At 68.5% G+C, this 18,276-nt stretch carries 15 protein-coding genes and 1 pseudogene; 10 read left to right on the top strand and 6 right to left on the bottom strand.

The window, feature by feature from the left end; translation table 11 throughout:
• The first annotated feature begins 45 nt into the window (after window positions 1-45).
• Entirely contained in the window at window positions 46-5,118 is a 5,073-nt protein-coding gene (gene treY / locus LRH25_RS02860; protein ID WP_231010133.1) for a malto-oligosyltrehalose synthase, read from the top strand.
• Between the two features lie 53 nt (window positions 5,119-5,171).
• On the opposite strand, the gene LRH25_RS02855 is transcribed toward treY, so the two are convergent.
• Together LRH25_RS02855 and LRH25_RS02850 are read right to left on the bottom strand one after the other, a co-directional pair.
• A complete protein-coding gene (locus LRH25_RS02855) occupies window positions 5,172-5,447 on the bottom strand; it encodes a hypothetical protein (RefSeq protein ID WP_141289464.1) in 276 nt (91 codons plus the stop codon).
• Window positions 5,448-6,134: 687 nt separating this feature from the next.
• Window positions 6,135-7,253, bottom strand: a complete 1,119-nt coding sequence (locus tag LRH25_RS02850; RefSeq protein ID WP_211361484.1) for a serine hydrolase domain-containing protein — start codon at window positions 7,251-7,253, stop codon at window positions 6,135-6,137.
• Window positions 7,254-7,448: 195 nt separating this feature from the next.
• Here LRH25_RS02850 and LRH25_RS02845 point away from each other — a divergent pair, with 195 nt between their 5' ends.
• From LRH25_RS02845 to LRH25_RS02835, 3 genes are read left to right on the top strand one after another with little or no spacing between them, the layout of a single operon-like run.
• Entirely contained in the window at window positions 7,449-8,249 is an 801-nt protein-coding gene (locus tag LRH25_RS02845) for a hypothetical protein (protein WP_141289465.1), read from the top strand.
• A gap of 5 nt (window positions 8,250-8,254) precedes the next feature.
• Window positions 8,255-9,058 (top strand): nucleotidyltransferase domain-containing protein, encoded by an 804-nt coding sequence (locus LRH25_RS02840; protein ID WP_141289466.1) that lies wholly within the window; start codon window positions 8,255-8,257, stop codon window positions 9,056-9,058.
• Between the two features lie 24 nt (window positions 9,059-9,082).
• Window positions 9,083-11,263: a TonB-dependent receptor family protein gene (locus LRH25_RS02835; protein ID WP_375142150.1), complete on the top strand. Its 2,181-nt coding sequence runs from the start codon at window positions 9,083-9,085 to the stop codon at window positions 11,261-11,263.
• 1 nt (window position 11,264) lies between these two features.
• Here LRH25_RS02835 and LRH25_RS02830 read toward each other — a convergent pair whose 3' ends face one another.
• On the bottom strand, window positions 11,265-12,218 hold the full coding sequence (locus LRH25_RS02830; RefSeq protein WP_141289655.1) for a TauD/TfdA dioxygenase family protein: 954 nt from the start codon (window positions 12,216-12,218) through the stop codon (window positions 11,265-11,267).
• Between the two features lie 352 nt (window positions 12,219-12,570).
• Here LRH25_RS02830 and LRH25_RS02825 point away from each other — a divergent pair, with 352 nt between their 5' ends.
• Window positions 12,571-12,918: a hypothetical protein gene (locus LRH25_RS02825; protein WP_310733353.1), complete on the top strand. Its 348-nt coding sequence runs from the start codon at window positions 12,571-12,573 to the stop codon at window positions 12,916-12,918.
• 11 nt (window positions 12,919-12,929) lie between these two features.
• Window positions 12,930-13,190 carry a translation initiation factor IF-1 gene (infA, locus tag LRH25_RS02820; protein ID WP_141289654.1) on the top strand — a complete coding sequence of 87 codons (261 nt, stop codon included), beginning with the start codon at window positions 12,930-12,932 and terminating at the stop codon, window positions 13,188-13,190.
• Between the two features lie 31 nt (window positions 13,191-13,221).
• Here infA and LRH25_RS02815 read toward each other — a convergent pair whose 3' ends face one another.
• On the bottom strand, window positions 13,222-13,950 hold the full coding sequence (locus LRH25_RS02815; protein WP_170200997.1) for a glycine-rich domain-containing protein: 729 nt from the start codon (window positions 13,948-13,950) through the stop codon (window positions 13,222-13,224).
• Between LRH25_RS02815 and LRH25_RS02810 the strand changes: the two genes are divergently transcribed.
• The 4 genes and pseudogenes from LRH25_RS02810 (at window position 13,949) to LRH25_RS02795 (ending at window position 15,576) form a co-directional block, all read left to right on the top strand.
• On the top strand, window positions 13,949-14,122 hold the full coding sequence (locus tag LRH25_RS02810; protein WP_170200996.1) for a hypothetical protein: 174 nt from the start codon (window positions 13,949-13,951) through the stop codon (window positions 14,120-14,122). The two genes, LRH25_RS02815 and LRH25_RS02810, sit on opposite strands and share 2 nt — an antisense overlap.
• Window positions 14,123-14,290: 168 nt before the next feature.
• Window positions 14,291-14,686 carry a nuclear transport factor 2 family protein gene (locus tag LRH25_RS02805; RefSeq protein WP_141289653.1) on the top strand — a complete coding sequence of 132 codons (396 nt, stop codon included), beginning with the start codon at window positions 14,291-14,293 and terminating at the stop codon, window positions 14,684-14,686.
• A gap of 53 nt (window positions 14,687-14,739) precedes the next feature.
• A pseudogene (locus LRH25_RS02800) lies at window positions 14,740-14,934 on the top strand (hypothetical protein); the annotation flags it as partial.
• 24 nt (window positions 14,935-14,958) lie between these two features.
• Complete coding sequence (locus LRH25_RS02795; protein ID WP_141289652.1) at window positions 14,959-15,576, top strand: hypothetical protein; 618 nt, start codon at window positions 14,959-14,961, stop codon at window positions 15,574-15,576.
• An 18-nt stretch (window positions 15,577-15,594) separates the two neighbouring features.
• Here LRH25_RS02795 and LRH25_RS02790 read toward each other — a convergent pair whose 3' ends face one another.
• Window positions 15,595-16,971, bottom strand: a complete 1,377-nt coding sequence (locus LRH25_RS02790; protein ID WP_231010131.1) for an efflux transporter outer membrane subunit — start codon at window positions 16,969-16,971, stop codon at window positions 15,595-15,597.
• Entirely contained in the window at window positions 16,968-18,251 is a 1,284-nt protein-coding gene (locus LRH25_RS02785) for an HlyD family secretion protein (protein ID WP_231010130.1), read from the bottom strand. Before LRH25_RS02785 ends, LRH25_RS02790 begins: the two co-directional genes overlap by 4 nt.
• Window positions 18,252-18,276: the final 25 nt, after the last annotated feature.

Below are 18,276 nucleotides of genomic sequence, written 5' to 3'. Positions count from 1 at the left end.
CCCCTCGGGGGATGGTCTGCGGTACTCCGCGGACGAGGGGCTGACATGAGCGAAGTCTTGCTGGCACTGTGCGAGCGCGCGGGACTCGCCACTTCCTACCAGGACTACTGGCACAAGACCCAGCCGCTGGATGACGCTGCACTGCGCGCGCTGCTCGCCGCGATGGGGCTGCCCGCGGCGGACGACACGCAGGCCGAGGCCACGCGGCAGCGCTTGGCCGACGAGGCGGCGCGCCAGGTGCTGCCGGCCATGCACGTCGTCCAACAATCGGCTCCTTCGCCACTGCGCCTGCAACACCCCGGCAGCGTGGGCATGGGCTGGCAACTGCTGGCCGAGGACGGGCAGCATTTCCGCGGCGTGGTGCTGGCCGGCGCCACGCCAGGCCACGGCCTGATCGCGCTGCCGCCCGAGCTGCCGCTGGGCTACCACCGGCTGCGCGTGCGCGGGCTGCCTGCGGGCGAGACGACCGTCGCCGTCTGCCCGCCGCGCGGCTTCGCACCCGCCGGCCTCGCACAAGGCGAGCGCTGGTGGGGCGTGACGCTGCAGCTCTACGCGCTGCGCTCGGCCGGCAACTGGGGCATTGGCGACTTCAGCGACCTGATGCACGCGGTGTCGCTGGCCGCTGCGCAAGGTGCGGCCTTTGTCGGCCTGAACCCGCTGCATGCACTCGCCCCCGGCCAACCCGAACGCGCCAGCCCCTACAGCCCAACCAGCCGGCGCTGGCTGAACCCGCTGTACCTGGACGTGCAGGCCGTGCCCGACTTCGCGCACTGCAGCGCCGCGCGCGAACTGGTGCGCGGGGCGGATTTCCAGCTGCGGCTGCAGCAGCTGCGCGATGCGCCGCTGGTCGACTACCGCGGCGTGGCCGCCGCCAAGCGTGAGGTGCTGGCCCTGCTGTACCAGCGCTTCCGCTCGCAGGAGCTGGCCCGCGCCACCGCGCGTGCGCTGTCCTTCCGGGCCTTCCAGCGTGGCAGCGGCGCCGCGCTGCGCCAGCTGGCGGTGCACCAGGTGTGGACTGCGCAGGCGGACGCCCCGCCGATGCCGCCGCCCGGCAGCCCCGAGCTGGCGCTATTCGCGGCAGAGCAGATCGAAGCCGTCGAACAGGCCGAGTACCTGCAGTGGCTGGCGGACCAGCAACTCGGCGCCGCCGCTGCACGGGCCCGCGCGCTGGGCATGCCGCTGGGCCTGTACCGCGACCTCGCAGTGGGCGCACCGGCCGATTCGGCGGAGGTCTGGTCCGCAGGCGACTTGCACAGCACGGCAGCCAGCATCGGCGCGCCGCCGGAAGACCAGTACCCCGGCGGCCAAAGCTGGGGCCTGGCGCCACCGCTGCCGGCGCAACTGCAGCAGCAGGGCTACGCCAGCTTCATCGCGCTGCTGCGCGCCAACATGCGCCACGCCGGCGCGCTGCGGCTGGACCACGGCATGGCGCTGCAGCGGCTGTTCTGGGTGCTGCCCGACACGACGGGCGAGGTCCCGGTGGGCAGCTATGTGGACTACCCGCTGGACGACCAACTGAGCCTGCTGGCGCTTGAAAGCGTGCGCCAGCGCTGCCTGGTCATCGCCGAGGACCTGGGCAATGTGCCGGATGGCCTGCGCGAGCGGCTGCAGGCCGGCGGCGTGCTGTCATACCGGCCGATGTATTTCGATTTCGACGATGCGACCGGCCTGCCGCCGCCCAACAAGGGCATGCCGCAGGCGCTGGCCGTGGTCGGCACGCACGACCTGCCCACGCTGCGCGCCTGGTGGCGCGGCGAAGACCTGAAGGCGCAAGCCGAGCTGGGCCTGTCGCCCACGGCCGCGTTGATGGCAGCCGCGCACCAGCGCCGCGCGCTGCAGCGCCGCCAACTGCTCACGGCGCTGGCCGATGCCGGCCTGCTGCCGCCGCGCCTGTCGCCCAACGACTTGGCCGACGACGACCCGTGCCTGCTCGAAGCCGTCTACGCCTGGCTGGCCCGCAGCCGCACCCAGCTGGTGGGCGTGGCCTGGGAAGACGTGACGCAGCAACTGCAGGCTGTGAACGTGCCGGGCAGCACCGAGGACCAGCGCCCGAACTGGCGCGTGAAGCTGCCGCTGACGCTGGAACAACTGGCGCACGACCCGCACTGGCAGGCCGTGGCCAGGCTGCTGCGCCTGGCCAGGCCGCTGCAACCCACCAGCGCCGCGCCAGCGCTGGTGCAAGACCTCGCGCTGCCGCCGCTGGACAGCGCCGAGATCCCGCGCGCCACCTACCGCATCCAGTTCCATGCCGGCATGCGCTTCACCGAGGTGGCGCGCCGCGTGCCCTACCTGAAGGCGCTGGGCGTCAGCCACCTGTATGCCTCGCCCTACCTGAAGGCGCGCGCCGGCAGCACCCATGGCTATGACGTGATCGCCCACGGCGAACTGAACCCGGAGATCGGCAGCCCGCAGGAGTTCGACCAGCTCTGCACCGCGCTGCGCAACCACGGCCTGCAGCAGTTGCTGGACATCGTGCCCAACCACATGGGCGTGCTCACGGGCGTGCCGGGTTCCGAAAACGCCTGGTGGCAGGATGTGCTGGAATGCGGCGGCGCGTCGCCCCATGCGCAGTTCTTCGACATCGACTGGCAGCCGCAGGCCGCGGAATTGACCGGCAAGCTGCTGCTGCCGGTGCTGGGCGACCACTACGGCCGGGTGCTCGAAGCCGGCGAGCTGCAGCTGCAGTTCGACGCCGCGCACGGCCGCTTCGAGCTGGCCTATTTCGACCACCGCTTCCCGCTGGATCCGCGCACCTATCCGCAGGTGCTGGGCCATGCCGCGCCGCCGGCCGACGCCATGCCGGCCGCAGCCGCCAGCATGCTGTCCGGCCTGCTGGACGACCTCGCCCGCCTCCCGCCGCGCGACGTGCGCGAGCCGGCGCGCATCGCCATCCGCCGGCGCGAGAAGCTGCTGTACCAGCAGCAGCTGGCCGGCGCCACGGCGCGCCACCCTGGCCTGTCGAACTGGATCTCGCAGCAGCTGCAGCGCCTCAATGGCAAGCCCGGCGAGCCCGCCAGCTTCGACGCGCTGGACCTGCTGATCCAGCAGCAACCCTGGCGCCTGGCCTTCTGGCGCGTGGCCGGCGACGAGATCAACTACCGCCGCTTCTTCGACATCAGCACGCTGGCCGCGCTGCGCATGGAGCGCGAGGACGTGTTCGAAGCCACGCATGCGCTGGTGCTGCGCTGGCTGGGCGAGGGCCGGCTGTCCGGCTTGCGCGTGGACCACCCGGACGGGCTGAGCGACCCGCGCGGCTACTTCGAGCGCCTGCAGCGCCGCTACCAGCAGCTGCGCCAGCAGCAAGGCCTGCCGCCGCGCGCGCTGTACCTCTCGGTCGAGAAGATCCTCGCCGAGCACGAGCACCTGCCGGAGGACTGGCGCGTGCACGGCGGCACCGGCTACCGCTTCGCCGTGCAGGTCCATCAGCTCAGCGTGGACAGCGGCAACGAAGCGGCGTTCACGCAGCTCTACGACGAGTTCACCGGCCAGACGCAGGACTTCGAGCGCACGCTGCGCGAGGCCAAGCGCCTGGTGATGACCCGCTCGCTGGCCAGTGACCTGCAGTGGCTCACCGAGGCCCTGCACCGCATCGCCAAGTCCGACCGGCGCAACTGCGACTTCACCCGCAACGGGCTGCGTCAGGCGCTGATGGCGGTGGCAGCGGGCTTTCCGGTCTATCGCACCTACATCGGCCCGAACCCGCCCAGTGATGCAGACCGCCAACATCTGGACTGGGCCTGTGCCGATGCGCGCCGCCACAGCCCCACGGCCGAACAGAACACCATCGATTTCCTGCGCCAGGTGCTGCTCGATGCGGCCACGCTGCCGGACCCGGCACGCCGCACGCAGGCCCTGGCCTTCGCCGCACGCTTCCAGCAGTTCACCTCGCCGGTGATGGCCAAGGCCATGGAAGACACCGCGTTCTACCGCTACCACCGCCTCGTCTCGCTGAACGACGTGGGCGGCGACCCGCGCCACTTCGGCAGCTCGGTGGCCGCCTTCCACGCCGCGAACCAGGCCCGCGCTCGCCACCATCCGCACACGCTGCTGGGCACCAGCACGCACGACACCAAGCGCTCGGAAGACGTGCGCGCGCGGCTGGCCGTGCTGTCCGAAATGCCGGCCCGCTGGGGCGCCGCCGCCGAGCGCTGGGCCGCGCTGAACCGCCCGCGCGCCGAACGCGCCGAGGCCACCATCTCGCGCAACGACGAGTACCTGCTGTACCAGACGCTGGTCGGCATCTGGCCGCTGGAGGCGGCGCTCGACGACATCGGGCTGGCCGAGTTGCGCCAGCGCGTGCAGGCCTACATGCAGAAGGCCGTGCGCGAAGCCAAGCAGCACAGCAGCTGGCTGCAGCCAGACGAAGCCTACGAAGCCAGGCTGTCGCGCTTCGTGGACCTGCTGCTGGGCACCCTCGAGCCCAACCCCTTCCTCAGCGACTTCCAGGCCTGGCTCGCGCCGGTGCAGGCCTTCGGCTGCTGGAACAGCCTGAGCCAGCTGCTGCTCAAGCTCACGTCACCTGGCGTGCCGGACATCTACCAAGGCCAGGAACGCTGGGACTTCAGCCTGGTCGACCCCGACAACCGCCGCCCGGTCGATTTCGATGCACTGCAAGCCTTGCTGACACAGGTCCGAGAAGCCTTCATCGAGGGCCAGCTCCCACCCACCGCAGCCGCCGCGATGCGCGCCACCCTGCCCGACGGTCGCCTGAAGATGCTGCTGACCCAGCGCCTGCTCGCGCTGCGCGACGCCCGCCCGCTGCTGTTCGAGCGCGGCCACTATCTGCCGCTGGATGTCACAGGCCCCGCCGCCGCCCACGTCACCGCCTTCGCCCGCCAACTCGACGGGGACACGCTCGTCGTGCTGGCCCCGCGGCTGCTCTGTGGGCTGGCGGGCGCGGATCCGACGCGACTCACGCGCGAGCTATGGCAGTCCAGTCACATCGTCCTGCCCAACAGCCACAAGCCGCCCGCCGCCTGGCAGGACGCGCTGACCGGCCGCTTGCTGCCGGACGCGACGCTGACCGCGCCATCACCTCAAGACGGCTCGGCCGTCATCCAGCTGCCTGAGGCTTTCGCGGACTGGCCGATGGCGGTCCTGATGCCCACGTCGTTGTAGGCAGCGTCGGGCATGAGGCTCTGCAGCATGAAGTGGCACTGATTGAACTTTCGTCAGGGCGAAAAATACAGCTCAGAACTGCCGCTTGAGGGGTTAAGTCGCTTGAACTCGGCTGCGTAGTCGTCATTGGCAAACCGAAAGCGCAGTCTGGCTGCATCGGCATACTCGAACTTCACAGGTGTGAAGCGGCGAGCCCAAAAAAACAAGCCGCAATAGGCAGCGGGAAACGCGGCCACTGATGCAACGTATTGCCATGTGATGCGCTGTGAGCCCGGCGATGAATTGACGAGGTTAAAAAGAGCACCTGCAGCACCAATTGCAAGCAGCACTGCGATGAATCCAAGAAGCACATTGAGAGGATGACGCTGCGAAAGCCGGCTCGCGACCCACCCCGAAATCCGATGTTTCCCGCAGATTGGATGGCTGATGGAACTCCGATGCCGCGACCAAAGGATTACAACCGCGATCAACGCGACATCTGTAGCCCGAGATGTCCTGATCTTGAGGGTGCCATCCGCTTGCCCTCCACACGCGGCACATCTGTGCGGCCAGCGAACCCCTTGATTCGCCAATATCACTCGTTTCATTGGATCGTCGGTTAAGTGGTTAAAAAGTGATTCGCCGCCACCGAGTGAAGCATGTAGTCGACGGGCAGGCAGAGGTTGGCTGAGCCGCTCGTATCTACCAAGATACCCGACACCGACGCCCTCACACGCCAGCCGATCGACGACCGTGTCACGCTCTGGACTGAGCGTGACACGGTGGCAACTATTCTGACGCGAGGCACCGCAGCGGCCCGTTACGGACACGGCCGATTGAAGCGATCATCGAACACCAGGGGGTGATCTGATTGGGATCCTCGAACCGCGCTGCCCTGCGCCGTGAGTCGAACCGCCCTCCATCGTCTGAGCCACGCCTTTAGCAACCAGATCGTCAGCTTCGGCCCCCAGGCCGTCGCCCGTGGCGTTGCTGATCGGTCTCTGGAACACTTGCCTCGCATGTCCCCTTGAGCCACCTCAAGGTCCCGCATAACTCTCCGCCAACAACTCATCCGCCATCTGCCCCAGCAGCAAATGGTCATCGCTGCTGTTGTTGAGCACGACCACGCTGTGGCCGTCGGCGAGGACGCGGCGGGCGATGGCGCGGAAGCCGCCGTTGGAACCGTCTTCCCAGGCGATTTCGCGGGGCTGGCCGGCAATGGTTTCGGTGCGGATGCGGCCGCCGAGGGCGTAGTGCTGGTCGGGCATCTGGGTGGTCATCAGCGTGCGGCGAGCTTCAGGGCTGAGCAGCGGGCCGGCGAGCACGCCTTGCAACAGTCGCAACAAGTCCGGTGCGGTGCTGTAGAAGCCGCCGGCCATGGCCATGTAGGCGGGAATCGGATTGATGCGCGCCTGCGGCCCGGGCTTCAAGGCGCTGTAGCCACGAGCCATGCCGGGCACCTGGGCCGAGTCGCCGGAGAAGATGCCGCTGCCCTCCAAGCCCAGCGGGCCGGTGAGTTCGTCGCGCACCAGTTGCGGGTATGGCTTGCCGCCGACCTGCTCGGCGATGGCCTGCACGATCAGCCAGTTCGAGTGCGAATAGTCCCACTGGGTGCCGGGCGCGAAGGCCAGGTCGCCGCTGGCGTAGCGGCGCACCGCCTCGGCCTGCGTCATGACCTGCGTGGCCACCGATGGATCGGCCTTGCGCGCGGCCGCGATGTCGTTCGGCACGCCGCTGCTGTGGCTCATCAGGTGGCGCAGCGTGAGGCGCGCGCCGGTGTCGGGCCGGTAGTCCGGCAAGTAGCGGGTGATGGGCGCGTCCAGCGACAGCAGCCCGCGGTCCACAAGCCGCATCACGACGATGGCCGCGACCCACTTGGACATCGAGCCGGTCTCGAAGCGCGTCTGCGCGGTGACCGGCAGGCCAGCTTCCGCGTCGGCCACGCCAGTGCTCACCAGCGCCAGCACCTGCGTGCCCTGCCCCACCAGCACCACACCATTGAAGCCATGCGCAAGGCGATGGCGCTCGACGATGGCGGCGTAGGGCTGAGGTGCCGGCACCACGGTTTGCACTTGAGGCGCGACGGCAAGCTGCGCGCTGCCGCAGCCCGCCAGCGTCGCTGCTGCCAGCGTTGCCATCAAAATCGGTTTGATCATGCCGCTCCCGGAAAGCCTGCTGGCACATGCCGCCGGCCAGTCTCCCACAGCGCCACCTCGGCACAATTGAAGTCCCCACGGCCCCGCCTTTGCATATGCCCAACGACAGTCGGGCAGCGTTCCAGTTGAGCGCAGTTCGTTTGCAATGCCAGCCTGGCTCCTTGGGACTGACCTTCCTGCTGCACACATCAACCCATGAACGACAACCTCCTTCTCCAGCATCTCTGCAGTGAGCTCGCCGGTCCCAAAGAGGACGAGCTGGACCCTGAGTTGCATGAACGCTTGTCCGTTGCCGAGCAGGTGGGCAGGCTGCACGTCCACTTCCATGGCTCGCCGATGGAAGCAACTTACTTCAGACTCTGCCGCGCCCTTCGAGAACCAGGCACCGCCGGACGCGTCGCATCGATCGTCCTGAATGGACCTGACGAAGGCGCCAATGGCGTCTGCAATTGGCGCCTGGACGAGCTGTTGGATGGTTCGACCACGTTCCCCGAACTGAAGCTGTTCTCAATCGCGCAGTCCGCACCTGGCGACCACAACCACAGGATCGTCGCGACCGGGTACGAAGAAGATGGGGCGCTTGGCCGGTTGCTCTGTAAAGCGCCTGCGCTTGAGGCTCTCATTGCACCCTCGGCGCCCAATGCAAGCTTCTTTGAACATGCTGGGCACCCGCTGCGCCGCCTGGATTTGGATGCGGGCCTGGCAACCGAGGATTTCATTGGCAATCTTGCTGATTCCAAAGCCTTTTCGGGCTTGAAGCATCTGGCGTTTGGTGAGTTCAACCAAACCTATCTCAAGGACTTCAGGGAACGCCGCACGCCCCTCGAAGACTATCGGCGGCTATTCACATCAGCAGCGTTCTCGACGGTTGCCAGCTTCACTTGGCGAAATCCCCCCTGTGCACCTGGCGATGTCGAGGCCCTGCGCGCGCTGCTGCCCCGCAGGTTCACTTTCAAAGTCATCCGATACTCTTCTGAATACATTCGTGCCGCGTGACATCCATGAACTTGTCCGACCCAGAAAGCTACGCCCATCCCATCGACCCGCTGATCCGCGAGCAGATCATGGCCAAGCTGGCCGCGGTTGAAACCGAGCATGGCGTGCGGGTGCTGTATGCCTGCGAATCCGGCAGTCGGGGCTGGGGCTTCGCTTCGCCGGACTCGGACTACGACGTGCGCTTCGTCTACGCGCGGCCGGTGCGCGACTACCTGCAGCTGGCGCAGCCGCGGGACGTGATCGAGGAGGTGCCGGGGCCGGTGTTCGATGTGAACGGCTGGGACTTGCGCAAGGCGCTGCAGTTGCTGGCCAAGGGCAATGCGACGCTGGTCGAATGGCTGAGCTCGCCGGTGGTGTACCGGCAGGACGAAGCGTTCGTGCAGCGGCTGCGAGCAGCGGCGGCCGCGGTCTACCAGCCGGTGCGCTCCTTCCACCACTACCACGCGATGGCGCGCGGCAACTACCGCGACTACCTGCACGGTGACCTGGTGCGGGCGAAGAAATACCTGTACGTGCTGAGGCCCTTGCTGGCCGCGCAATGGGTGCTGACGCATGACGATGCGCCGCCGATGGCTTTCGAGGCGCTGGTCGAGGCGATGGTGCCCGACGCGGCCCTGCGTGCCGAGGTTGCCGAACTGCTGGTGCTCAAGCGCCAGGCCGGCGAGCAGGACTGGCTGCCGGCGCGACCCATGCTGAATGCCTTCATGGACCGCATGCTGACCAGCATGGCCGAGCTGCAACCAGCCTTGGTGCAACGCTCGCTCGCACCACTGGATGCGCTGTTGGCTGACACGCTGCTGGGCGGCTGAGCGACTCAGCGGCACAATGGCGCGATGCCTCGTCACTTGCTTGCGGGCCGTGGAGCCCTGCGTCCGAATTTCCCCCGACATGCCGGTTGGCTGCTGGCCACCGCTCCGGTCGCAGTGTTGGCGCAACAGGTGACCGAGGCCACGCCTGCTGCGCCGGTTGAAACGGTGGTCATCACCGCGACCCGGACCGAGCAGCGCGCGTTCGACGTGCCTGCGTCCATCGATCGCATCGAGGGCGATGACCTGCGGCTGGGCCGTGCGCAGGTGAACCTGTCGGAAAGCCTGGGCGCGGTGCCGGGGCTGCAGGCGCGGGACCGGCAGAACTACGCGCAGGACACGCAGATCTCGATGCGCGGCTTTGGCGCGCGTTCGACCTTCGGCATCCGCGGCGTGCGGCTGTATGTGGACGGCATTCCGGCCACGCTGCCCGATGGACAGGGGCAGATCAGCAATGTGGAGCTGGGCTCGGTGGGCCACATCGAGGTGCTGCGCGGGCCGTTTTCGGCGCTGTATGGCAACTCGGCAGGCGGCGTGATCAACGTCTTCACCGACGACGGCGCCGGGCCGCCCCGCGTGGGCTTCAGCGCCGGTGCGGGCAGCGATGGCGCGCGGCGCGTGGGCGTGTCGGCCAGCGGGTCCGAGGGCACGCTGGGCTACGTGCTGGGCGCCAGCCGCTTCACGACCGACGGCTACCGCGAGCACAGCGCCACCGAGCGGCTGCTGGGCAATGCCAAGCTGAGCTGGAAGCCGGACCAGGACCGCAAGCTGACGCTGGTGCTCAACAGCGTGGCGCTGCCGCGGGCGCAGGACCCGCTGGGGCTGACCCGGGCGCAGTACGAGGCCGACCCGCGTGGTGTGGACCCGGTGGCGCTCAGCTTCGACACGCGCAAGCGCATGAACCAGACGCAAGGCGGTGTGACTTACGAACAGCGCATCGACCCGGCCAACACGCTGCAACTGATGGCCTACCTGGGCCACCGCGGCACCGAGCAGTTCCAGTCCATTCCCGTCACCACGCAGGCCAATCCCTTGCACCCGGGCGGCGTGATCGAACTCAGCCGCGACTACCGCGGCGGCGACCTGCGCTGGACCCACCAGACCGAGGCGCTGGGCGGGCCGCTGAGCCTGGTGGCCGGTCTGGCCTACGACACGCTGGCCGAGCACCGCCAGGGCTACCAGAACTTCACCGGCAGTGGGGACGACACGGTGACCGGCGTGCGCGGTGCGCTGCGGCGCGACGAGCACAACGACGTGAACAACCTCGACGAATACCTGCAGGCCAGTTGGCGCTTTGCGCCGAGCTGGACGCTGAACGCCGGCCTGCGCCACAGCCGGGTGCGCTTCGAATCCAGGGACGACTACATCGTCGGCACCAACCCGGACGACAGTGGCGGCGCCAACTACACGGCCACGCTACCGGTGCTGGGCCTGATGTTCGCTGCCAGCGAGCAGCTGCATTTCTACGCCACCGCCGGCCGCGGCTTCGAAACGCCCACGCTGAACGAACTGGCCTACCGCAGCGGCGGCCAGACCGGGTTGAACTTCGGCCTGGGCGCGGCGCGCAGCAGCAGCGTGGAAGCAGGTGTGAAGGCGCGCGTGGATGGACTTGGCGAGTTCACCGCCGCGCTGTTCCGCACCGGCACGTCCAACGAAATCGTCACGCAGACCAACCAGGGCGGCCGCGCGACCTACCAGAACGCTGGCGCCACGCGCCGCCGCGGGCTGGAGCTGGGCTGGTCGCAACGCTTCTTCGGCGACCTGCGCGCGCAGGTAGCGCTCAGCACGCTGGACGCCCGCTACCGCGACGGCTTTGCGACCTGCGCCGCCACGCCCTGCAGCAGCGCCACGCTGCAGATCCCCGCCGGCAACCGGCTGCCCGGCCTGGCCCGCAACACCGCGTTTGCCGCCGTGAGCTGGGCGCCTTTGCAAGGCTGGCATGGCGGCGCGGAGGCCCGCTACGTGAGCCGCGTGTTTGTCAACGATGCCAACAGCGACGCCGCGCCAGGCTATGCAACGGCAGCGGTCAACGCTGGCTATGCCGTGACGGCCGGCGCTTGGCAGCTGGACGGTTTCGCGCGCATCGACAACCTGTTTGCCCGCCGCTACGTCGGCTCGGTGATCGTCAACGAAGGCAACAGCCGCTTCTTCGAGCCGGCGCCAGGGCGCACCTGGTGGGCGGGCGTGTCGGGCAGCCTGCGGTTTTGACTCAGCGGCTGGCAGCGATCATCGCGTCCAGCTGGCCGTCGTTCGAAGCCTCGGGGCGGATGCGGGTGCGGCTGCGGCGGCCGTCCACCGAAACCGCGGCCTCGCCGTGGATCGTCACGCGGCGCACCAGGCGCGGCTGGTTGCCGTAGTCGTTGATCGCGAAATGCTGGGTCGCGCGGTTGTCCCACATCGCGATGTCGCCGACCTGCCACTGCCAGCGCACGGTGTTCTCCAGCCGCGTCACGCGGTTCTGGAACAGCTCGAACAGCCGTGCCGACTCGGTGCTGGACAAGCCGATGATCTTCTTCAGGAAGTGGCCCAGCAGCAGCGCACGTTCGCCGCTGACCGGGTGCACATGCACCAGCGGATGCTCGGCCTCGAAGACGTCCGAGACAAAGACTTCCTTGTGGTGGCGCAGCCGCTGCTCCTCGACCTGCGCGCGCTCCGCGCCGTAGTCGTAGTCGTTGCCATGCACCGCCCACAGCCGGTCGGCCAGCAGCTTCAGGTCTTCGGGCAGATGCTGGTAGGCCGCGGCGGTGTTGGCCCAGACGGTGTCGCCGCCGTAGGCTGGCGCGACCACATTGCGCAGGATGGAGATCTTCGGGAAGGCTTCGACGAAAGTCACGTCGGTGTGCCAGGAATCGGCCCGGCCGCCGCCCTTGGAGGCGTCCAGCTCGAACAGCTTGGTGCCTTCGCGCGCGGGCACGGTCGGGTGGGCCACCGTGCGGCCAAAGCGCGCGCCAAAGGCCTGGTGCCGCTCGTCGTCCAGCTGGACCTGGCCGCGGAAGAACAGCACCTTGTGGCGCACCAGAGCGGCCTCGATGTCGGCGATCACGGCCGCGTCCAGGTCGGGCGTGAGCGTCAGGCCCTGCACCTCGCCGCCGATGCGGCCGGCAATGCGGCGCACCTGCAGGTGCTGGAAGTCGTCGTCGAGAGGGGTTTGTGCAGCGGGCATCGCGACACCTTCGGAGAGCAGGATGCAGCGATGCTAGGCAGCCACGGCCGGGTTGGCGTCGAAGGAATAACGGCTTGCATATGCCGTTGCCGCCCGCAAATGCCGATTCGGGTGATCCGCAATCCGGTTCTGAAGCGCGGTCCAGAACGGACTTTTGCCCGGCTCGCCTGCCGCGCCAAGGGCCCGCAAAACCGAAGGCCTCGCACAAAGCTGTACCATGTGCGCTGCGGACGGTCCACGAGACACTGGCTTGGCCTGCGCCCGCCACCTGTCTTTTCTCCTGTTTGACCTCCGTTTCCTGCCCGCAGCCCACCCATGGTGAGCCGCCCGGCAGGCCCCGGCGCCCTGCCCAGTGTGGCGGATCGCCTTCTCCCGGCCTGGCCTTAGCGCCTCCAAGGCCACCCGGCCTTCCCAATTTCGGCCGGACCTGAAAGTCTGTATCAATCGTTCCACTTCCTCGCTCGAGATCGGCAAATACCTCGTATCGCCTCTGAGCAAGCGCACGCCTGACGCGCGCTATACCGCATCCGTTTCCATCCGCAGCGGCCAGGGCCGCGCCACGCACGACCGCGTGCTGCGCCTGCTCCCGTTGTTCAACAGCAGCGACGACGCGCTGTCCTATGCCCTCCGCGAAGGCCTGGCCTGGGTGCACGAACGCACCCCGGCCGTTTCGCGCTGCATGTCCCACACATCCTCCTGAGAGAACCCCGCATGGCAAAAGAAGAACTGATCGAAATGAAGGGCAAGGTAGACGAAGTGCTGCCGGATTCGCGTTTCCGCGTGACGCTGGAAAACGGCCATCAGCTGGTCGCCTACAGCGCGGGCAAGATGCGCAAGCACCACATCCGCATCCTGGCCGGCGATCAGGTCTCGCTCGAACTGTCGCCTTATGACCTCAGCAAGGGCCGGATCACCTTCCGCCACCTGAACCGTTCGGGCCCGCCGCCCAGCGGTGGCGGCAATCGTCGCTAAGCTGAGCTGAGCATGTGAGCGGCCAGGCGACTCAGTCGCCTCCGCCGCCACATCCCCCGCCGCAACCACCGCCGTCCCCGCCGCAGCCCCCATCGCTGCCGCCGCCGTCCCCACCGTCACTGCTGCCGCAGCCGCCAGAGCCGCAGCCGCCTGACGAACTGCGGTCGAAGTCGGTGGCGCAGAAGCTGGCGTCGCTGGCGAGGGACGCTGCACCCGGCTTGGTGCAATCCAGGCTGTAGCGGTAGCCGCCTTCGATGGCCAGCAGGCCGTCCAGCGCGAACAGCAGCGGCAGCCTTGCCGGCTTCAGCGGGTTCAGCGACTCATCCAGACAGGCCCAGCGCCAGGCGCGCCGCAGGCCGTGGAAACGTGTGCCCTGGCGCTGCGCCTCTGGCGGCATGGCTTCGGCCGGGGTGTGGTGCAGCGTCTTGCCAAACACCTGCTGGCAGAAGCGCTCGTAGCCGCGGGTGTAGAGGATGAACTCGTGCCACAGCGCGTCCACCGCCTTGGACGGCATGGCCACGTGCAGGCCCCTGGCCTTCAGGCAGGCCTTGAAAAACTGCTTCAACCCGCGCTCCACGTCCGCCAACTGGCGTTCGTTCAGGTGCGGATAGTGGGCTTGCAGCTTGCGCCGCAGGAAGCTGGGCAGCGGTTGCGCCAGCACCAGCGCGCGGCGGCGGACCAGACGGCTTCGCAGCCAGCCGTAGAGCACCAGGCCAAGGGCGATCAGCACCATGCCTGCACCGGGATGGCGCAAGGCCATGAGAACCAAGCCGCCGGCCAGCCCCAGGCCCAGTGCCCATGCGGGTGACGGCATCGGCCACCCGCGGGCCGGGTCGGTGGCTGGCTGCATCGCCGGCTCAGGACTGCGCCTGCTGGCCGGCGGGAAAGAACTCGAACTGCTTGACGAACTGCGCGAATCGCGCGGGTTCTGATTTGGGATGTTTGCCTCCTTCGGTTGTGTTGAGTGTGAATCCTCTCTTCCTGCTTCGCAATGTGCGACGGTTTGATGACGAACACATGACAGCGACGCCGCGGCCCGCAGAATCCTGTTGGTTCCACGCCATGCCTGCGCTCAGAATCGGCCACCCCAAGGAGCCGACATGAACGCTGACGCCCAGGCGATGGTCGCCGCCATCGAAGCGATGTACGCAGCCGCCAGCATCGACGACCGCGCAGGCGTCCATGCCATGCTGACCCCGGATTTCCACGTGTTCGAAAACGGCGTGCACATGCCCGGCGACGAACTCTGGGACCTGCTCAGCGGCGACTACGCCGAGGGCAAGCGCATGCGCTGGTCCGTCACCGAACCCCGCGTCGAACTCAGCGGCGATTTCGGCGCGGTGGTCTATGTGAACGTCGGCAGCATCACCGAAACCGAGGGTGCAGAACCAACCCCACTGACCTGGCTGGAAACCGTGCTGCTGCGCCGCGACGCCACCGGCTGGCGCGTGGCCTTCCTGCATTCGACGCGGACCAAGGCGGCGAGCTCGACCTGAGTTGAACAGCTTGTCGCGCCAGGTAGGTCAGAAGCTGCAGCAACGGTGCTGCGAGAGCCTTGGTGGGGGTGATGGCCGGCTCGGACAACATACAGAGCACGGTCAGGCTCAAGGACACCGCAACCGGAAAAGTCCTGTCGGAATTCAAAGTGGAGTCCAAAAACCCCACGGCGCTGTTCACGTCCAGGGGTTTGATCGAGGAACACGCAGACAAGATAGTGGCGACGCTGCGAGGCGAGAAGCGCTGATGCTTGGGTAACCAAAATCATTCCATGACACTGCAGTCATTCAGAGGTGGCGCAAAAATCGGTTGGGTGAATGCCTCCTGGCCCTTCGGCAAGCTCAGCGTCGAGGCCCGGCAACTGACACTGACTTGCCTGGGCAGCTACACCTTCAAACCTGAGGACGTGGTGACCATCGAGCCGCACGGTTCAATCCCGGTCCTGGCCCGCGGCATCCGCATCGGGCATAACCGGATGGACTACCCGGAAACCATGATTTTTTGGTGCCTCGGCAGCCGGGAAAAGGTGCTGGACGGCATCCGGCGCAATGGCTTCGAGCCCCAAGGCGAGACCGCCAAACGGCCACCCGGTTTTGCGGTCAAGTGGCGTGTTCTGGTCGCCGCGGTCGTGCTCTGGAACGTGTTGTTCCTGTCAGGACCATCTCCGTTCGAGTTCAAACCTCCGCAGCCAGGCCCCAGCGCTGGCGCCTTGCTGGCCCTGCTGCTGGCCTTCGCTGCAGCCACGGCGACACGCAGCTCACCGTGGGTTCAGCAAGTGGTCTTGCGGGACGGCCATCAGGTCGGAGAAATCAAGCATTTCCTGGTGCTGCTCCAACTGATAACCGGGTTTCTTTCGCTGGTGTTTGGCCTATTGCTGCTCACAGGCTGAACCCGGCAACACCCAAGCTCAGCGCCGCGCATCACCTTCCCAACCACCGCCCATGGCCTGCTGCAGCGCCACCGCAGCCGTCAGTTGGTCGCCCACGGTCTGGGCCAGCGACAGCTCGGTGCTGAGCAGGCTGCGCTGCGCGTCCAGCTGTTCGAGGTAAGGGCTGTAGCCGGCGTGGTAGCGGTTGGTGGCGTGCTTGAGCGCTTCGGCCAGCGCCCTTCGCTGGGCTTCGAGGTGGGCGCGCTGGTCGGCCAGCTGGCCCAGGCTGACCAGCGCGTCCTCGACCTCGCGCAGCGCGCCCAGCACGCTGCGCTGGTAGGCCAGCGCCGCCTGGTCGCGGCGGGCCAGCGCGGCCTCGGCCTGGGCTTGCAGCCGGCCGCCTTCGAAGATGGGCGCGAGCACGCTGGCGCCCAGGGACCAGATGTTGACCTGCGCATCCAGCAGGTTGGACCAGACCCGGCCGGCGCTGCCGGTGAGGCGGAACTGCGGCATGAACTGGGCGCGCGCGACGGCCAGCGATGCGTCGCTGGCGGCCAGCGTGGCCTCGGCCTGGGCAATGTCGGGCCGGCGGCGCAGCAGCTCGCTGGGCAGGCCTTCGGGAACTGGCGGGGCCACGAGCGCGGCCAGCGCCAGCCCCCGTGCGGCTGGCCCGGGTGGCTCACCAGCCAGCAGGCTCAGCGCGTGCGCCTGGCGCGCGATGGCCGTCTGCACCGGCGGGATGGATTGCGCGGTGGCCTGGTATTCGGCCTCGGCCTGGTGCAGTTCCAGGTCCGAGGTGTAGCCGGCCTGCGCGCGGCCCTGGGCCAGCTTCAGCGCCTCGGCGCGCGAGACCAGCGTGTCCTGCAGGATGAGCAGCCGCGCGTCCAGCGTGCGCAGCGTGAGATAGCCGCTGGCCGTGGCCGCGGCCACGCTCAGGCGCATGGCCGCCAGCGCGTGTTCGGAGGCCAGCGTGCTGGCCTGCGCGCCGCGCACCTGCTGGTCCACGCGGCCGAACAGGTCCAGCTCGTAGGCGGCCTGGAACTGCGGCTGGACCACGCTGCTGGTGCTGCCCTGGCCAAAGGCGTTGACGCTGCGTGCGCGCTGGGCCGGCAACGAGAAGTCCAACGTGGGTGACAGCGCGGCGCGGGCCAGGTTTTCCTGCGCCCTCGCCTCGCGCAGCCGCGCCACGGCGGTGGCCAGGTCGGTGTTGCGGGCCAGTGCGCGGTTCACCCAGTCGACCAGCACCGGGTCCTGGAACTGGCGCCACCAGTCCTGTTGCTGGGCAGCCATCGGGCTGTCCAACACGGTCTGCCAGGCGGGCGGCAGCGGCACCTCGGTGACGGCAGGCGAGACGGCCGGCGGCTGCGCGCAACCGCCCATCATGCTCAAGGCCAGCATCCACGCAACACGCCTCACTGCGAACTCCCTGACGCTGGCACACTGGCCGCCTGCGGCTGCGAGGGTGCGGCCACCGGCACGAAGACCGGCGCCTGGCCGGGTTTGGCCGTGTCCACCCGCGCGACCACCGACATGCCGGGCCGCAGCCGCGACAGCAGCGGCTGGCCCGGGTCCAGCGCAATGCGCACGGCCAGGCGCTGCGAGACCTTGACGAAGTTGCCGGTGGCGTTGTCGGGCTTGATGACGGCGAACTCGTTGCCTGTCGCCGGCGCAATGCGCTCGATGCGGCCGTTCAGTCGGGCGCCGTCCAGCGCGTCCACCAATATCCACGCCGGCTGGCCGGGCTGCATCTTCGAGGTCTGCGCTTCCTTGAAGTTGGCGACGATCCACAGCGTGGGTGGCACCAGGAACAACAGCTGCGTGCCGGCCGTCACGTACTGGCCCTGGCGCACGCTGACCTCGCCGATGCGCCCGTCGCGCGGCGCGCGGATCTCGGTGTTGGCCAGGTCGATCTCGGTCAGCGCCAGTGCGGCGCGGGCATTGGCCACCGCAGCCTCCAGGCCGGCGCGGCCCACGTCCACGCTGCGGGTCTGCTCATCGGCCACGCGGTATTGCGCCTCGGCCTGCAGCACTGCGGCCTCGGCCTGGCGCAGCGCGGCCAGCGTCTGGTCGCGCTCGCGCAGCGAAACCGAACGCTGCTCGACCAGCTCGTTCACCCGCGCCATGTCGGCCTGGGCGCGGGTGAGCTGCGCGCGCGCATTGCTCACCGCCGCCGCCTGGCCCTGCAAGGAAGCCGCGCTGCTGCGCTGGCTCTGCGCGAAGTTGGCCAGGCTGGCCTGGGCGGAAGCCAGCGCGGCGCGGGCCTGGGCCGTCTTCTGTTCGTAGATGCGGTGGTCGATGCGCACCAGCGGCTGGTCCTGCTTGACGTCCTGGAAGTCCTGCACCAGCACCTCGTTCGCGTAGCCGCTGACCTGCGGGCTGATGACCGTGGTCTGGGCGCGCACATAGGCGTTGTCTGTCGCCTGCACCGCGCCTGAGAACGGCGGCAGGTCCCACACGTAGAGCACCAGCAGCGCGCCCAGCACGGCGATGGCGGCGAAGATCAGCGTGCTGCGCAGGCCGCCGGTGGGAGGCGCCCAGCCTTTTGGCGTGGCAGGTGGTTCGGCCGGCGGCGGGCCTGCAGCTGCCGGCGCGCCGCCGGGCAAGGCGCCCGGATCGCGCACCTCCACCGGGTCGCGCAGGCGCTCCGCATGGGCCGGCGAGGGAACGGGGGCGGCGGGTGGCGGGGCTTCGCTCATGGGGTGCTGTGCGTGGGAGTTTTCG

This window comes from Ideonella azotifigens, assembly GCF_021043325.1.
Classification (GTDB): domain Bacteria; phylum Pseudomonadota; class Gammaproteobacteria; order Burkholderiales; family Burkholderiaceae_C; genus Ideonella; species Ideonella azotifigens.
This window is presented reverse-complemented; position numbering and strand designations above follow the sequence as displayed.

Excerpts from the sequence above, each read along its gene's own strand:
- treY (WP_231010133.1), top strand. The coding sequence starts at position 46 with ATGAGCGAAGTCTTGCTGGCACTGTGCGAGCGCGCGGGACTCGCCACT.
- LRH25_RS02850 (WP_211361484.1), bottom strand. The coding sequence starts at position 7,253 with ATGATCAAACCGATTTTGATGGCAACGCTGGCAGCAGCGACGCTGGCG.
- LRH25_RS02845 (WP_141289465.1), top strand. The coding sequence starts at position 7,449 with ATGAACGACAACCTCCTTCTCCAGCATCTCTGCAGTGAGCTCGCCGGT.
- LRH25_RS02840 (WP_141289466.1), top strand. The coding sequence starts at position 8,255 with ATGAACTTGTCCGACCCAGAAAGCTACGCCCATCCCATCGACCCGCTG.
- LRH25_RS02835 (WP_375142150.1), top strand. The coding sequence starts at position 9,083 with ATGCCTCGTCACTTGCTTGCGGGCCGTGGAGCCCTGCGTCCGAATTTC.
- LRH25_RS02830 (WP_141289655.1), bottom strand. The coding sequence starts at position 12,218 with ATGCCCGCTGCACAAACCCCTCTCGACGACGACTTCCAGCACCTGCAG.
- infA (WP_141289654.1), top strand. The coding sequence starts at position 12,930 with ATGGCAAAAGAAGAACTGATCGAAATGAAGGGCAAGGTAGACGAAGTG.
- LRH25_RS02810 (WP_170200996.1), top strand. The coding sequence starts at position 13,949 with ATGAGAACCAAGCCGCCGGCCAGCCCCAGGCCCAGTGCCCATGCGGGT.
- LRH25_RS02815 (WP_170200997.1), bottom strand. The coding sequence starts at position 13,950 with ATGGCCTTGCGCCATCCCGGTGCAGGCATGGTGCTGATCGCCCTTGGC.
- LRH25_RS02805 (WP_141289653.1), top strand. The coding sequence starts at position 14,291 with ATGAACGCTGACGCCCAGGCGATGGTCGCCGCCATCGAAGCGATGTAC.
- LRH25_RS02795 (WP_141289652.1), top strand. The coding sequence starts at position 14,959 with ATGACACTGCAGTCATTCAGAGGTGGCGCAAAAATCGGTTGGGTGAAT.
- LRH25_RS02785 (WP_231010130.1), bottom strand. The coding sequence starts at position 18,251 with ATGAGCGAAGCCCCGCCACCCGCCGCCCCCGTTCCCTCGCCGGCCCAT.